The following is a 2,675-nucleotide window of genomic DNA, read 5'->3' as shown; positions in this document are numbered from 1 at the left end:
GCCGGACGATCCGCGCCGCCGGGTCGCCGCCTGCCCCGGCGCGCCGGCCTGCCGCTCCGGAACCACCCCGGTGCCGGACCACGCCGCCCGGCTGGCGCAGGCGCTGGCCCCGCTCGCCGGGGGGACCGCTCACGTCTCCGGCTGCGCCAAGGGCTGCGCCCATCCGGGCCCCGCCGACCTCACCCTGGTGGGCCGCGACGGCGCCTACGACGTGGTGCTCGCCGGCCCTCCCTCTGGCGAGCCGGCAACGCGTCTCGCTTTCGAGGCGGCGCTGGACCGGATAAGGAAGGCCGCAGCCGCCGGACTTCCGGCGCTGGACCCCGTGTTTCAGGACGACGTGTTTCAGGACGACTTGCCAGGATGACGTGCCAGGATAACGTGGGATGAGTGCCCGCCACGACTACATCCGCGACGGCGGCGCGATCTACGCGCGCTCCTTCGCGATGATCCGCGCCGAATCCGACCTCGCCCGCTGGTCCGGCGCCGCCGAACGGGTGGTGGTGCGGATGATCCACGCCTGCGGCATGACCGACCTGCCGCGCGACGTCGAGATGTCCGAGGATTTCGCCGCGGCCGGCGAGGCGGCGCTGAAGGCCGGCGCGCCGATCCTGTGCGACGTGCGCATGGTCGCCGACGGCGTCACCCGCGCCCGGCTCCCGGCGCGGAACGAGGTAGTCTGCACGCTGGGCGACCCGCGCGTGCCGGGCCTCGCGGCGGAGATGGGCACCACCCGCTCGGCCGCCGCGATGGAATTGTGGCGCGAGCGACTGCCCGGCAGCGTCGTCGCCGTCGGCAACGCGCCGACCGCCCTGTTCCGCCTGCTCGAACTGCTCGACGAGGGCGTCGCGCCCCCGGCGGCGGTGATCGGCATCCCCGTCGGCTTCGTCGGCGCGGCGGAATCCAAGGAGGCTTTGGCGCGGGACGGGCGCGTGCCCTTCGTCGTGGTCCACGGCCGCCGCGGCGGCAGCGCCATGACGGCGGCCGCCGTCAACGCGCTCGCGAACGAGGTCGAGTGATGGAGGGGAGCCCGCGCATCGACGCCCCGGCCGAGACCGCGGACGGCGCGGGCGAGACCCCCGCGGTCGCGAGGACCGGAACGCTCTACGGCGTCGGCATGGGGCCGGGCGATCCGGATTTCCTCACCGTGAAGGCGATGCGGGTGCTGGAGCACGCCCCCGTGCTCGTCCACTTCTGCAAGCGGGGCAAGCGCGGCAACGCCCGCACCATCGCCGACGCGGTGGTGTGCGATCCGGTCCGCGAATTCCCGCTCGCCTACCCCTACACCACCGAGCTGCACCCCGAGCACCCGGACTACGTCGCGGCGCTGGCGGGCTTCTACGACGAGGCGGCCGGGCGGCTCGCCGACCACCTCGACGCGGGGCGCGACGTGGCGATCCTGTCGGAGGGCGATCCGTTCTTCTACGGCTCGTTCATGCATCTGTGGCGGCGCCTGAAGGACCGCTTTCCCGTCGAGGTGATCCCCGGCGTCACCGGCATGTCGGGTTGCTGGACCCGGGCCGGCACGCCGATCACCTGGGGCGACGACGTCCTCACCATCCTGCCGGCGACGCTGCCGCGCGCGGCGCTGCTGGAGCGGATGAAGGGAACGGACGCGGCCGTCATCATGAAGCTCGGCCGCCACCTGCCGAAGGTGCGCGGCGTGCTGGCCGAGACCGGCTTCCTCGCCCGCGCGGTCTATGTCGAGCGCGGCACCATGGCCGGCGAGCGGGTCATCCCGCTGGCCGAGAAGGCGGACGACGTCGCGCCCTACTTCTCCATGGTGCTGGTGCCCGGCGAGGGCCGCCGCCCGTGAGTGAAGGGGGAAGCGTCACGATCATCGGTCTCGGGCCGGGCGATCCGCGCCTGCTCACCGAATCGGCCCGCGCTGCCCTGGACCGGGCGCAGGACCTGATCGGATACATCCGCTACGTCGCCCGCGTGCCCGAGCGCGCGGGGCTGACCCGCCACGCCAGCGACAACCGCGTCGAGGTCGACCGCGCCCGCCACGCCCTGGACCTGGCCCTGTCCGGCCGCCACGTCGCCGTGGTGTCGGGGGGCGATCCCGGCGTCTTCGCCATGGCCGCGGCCGTGTTCGAGGCGGTCGAGCACGGCCCCGCGGACTGGCGCGACCTCGACATCCGGGTCGAGCCCGGCATCACCGCGATGCTGGCCGCCGCCGCCCGCCTCGGCGCGCCGCTCGGCGGCGATTTCTGCGCGCTCTCGCTCTCCGACAACCTCAAGCCCTGGGAGGTCGTGACCGCGCGGCTGGAGGCGGTCCTGCGGGCGGGGCTCAGCGTCGCCCTCTACAACCCGATCTCGTCCGCACGCCCCTGGCAGCTGGGCCGGGCGCTGGCGCTCGCCGCCGAGATCCTTCCGCCCTCGACCCCGGTCATCTTCGCCCGCGCCGTGACCCGACCGGACGAATCGCTGCGGGTGCTGCCCCTGGACGAGGCCCGCACCGCGCCGGCCGACATGGCGACCATGGTCATCATCGGAGCGCCGACCACGCGGCTGATCGAGCGGGTGGGGCGGCTTCCGTTCGTCTATACGCCGCGGAGCGTCACGCCTTGAGACGAAGCCGGCTGATCACCTCAGGTTTTGTGCCGCTTCGTCATCGCAAGGCGGAGCCGAAGCGATCCGGGGCGCGACCTTTTCGGAGATGTCGCGCCCTGGAT

At 73.7% G+C, this 2,675-nt stretch carries 3 protein-coding genes and 1 pseudogene; all 4 read left to right on the top strand.

Going from position 1 to position 2,675, the window contains the following annotated elements; all coding sequences use genetic code 11:
• Positions 1 to 364 (top strand): annotated as a pseudogene (locus MFF42_RS17575) (precorrin-3B synthase); the annotation flags it as partial.
• Between the two features lie 19 nt (positions 365 to 383).
• Entirely contained in the window at positions 384 to 1,016 is a 633-nt protein-coding gene (locus tag MFF42_RS17570) for a precorrin-8X methylmutase (protein ID WP_238256901.1), read from the top strand.
• A complete protein-coding gene (locus MFF42_RS17565) occupies positions 1,016 to 1,813 on the top strand; it encodes a precorrin-2 C(20)-methyltransferase (protein ID WP_238256900.1) in 798 nt (265 codons plus the stop codon). The genes MFF42_RS17570 and MFF42_RS17565 overlap by 1 nt, the downstream gene beginning before the upstream one ends.
• Entirely contained in the window at positions 1,810 to 2,571 is a 762-nt protein-coding gene (gene cobJ / locus MFF42_RS17560) for a precorrin-3B C(17)-methyltransferase (protein ID WP_238256899.1), read from the top strand. Before MFF42_RS17565 ends, cobJ begins: the two co-directional genes overlap by 4 nt.
• Positions 2,572 to 2,675: the final 104 nt, after the last annotated feature.

This window comes from Methylorubrum podarium, assembly GCF_022179745.1.
GTDB lineage: Bacteria > Pseudomonadota > Alphaproteobacteria > Rhizobiales > Beijerinckiaceae > Methylobacterium > Methylobacterium podarium.
This window is presented reverse-complemented; position numbering and strand designations above follow the sequence as displayed.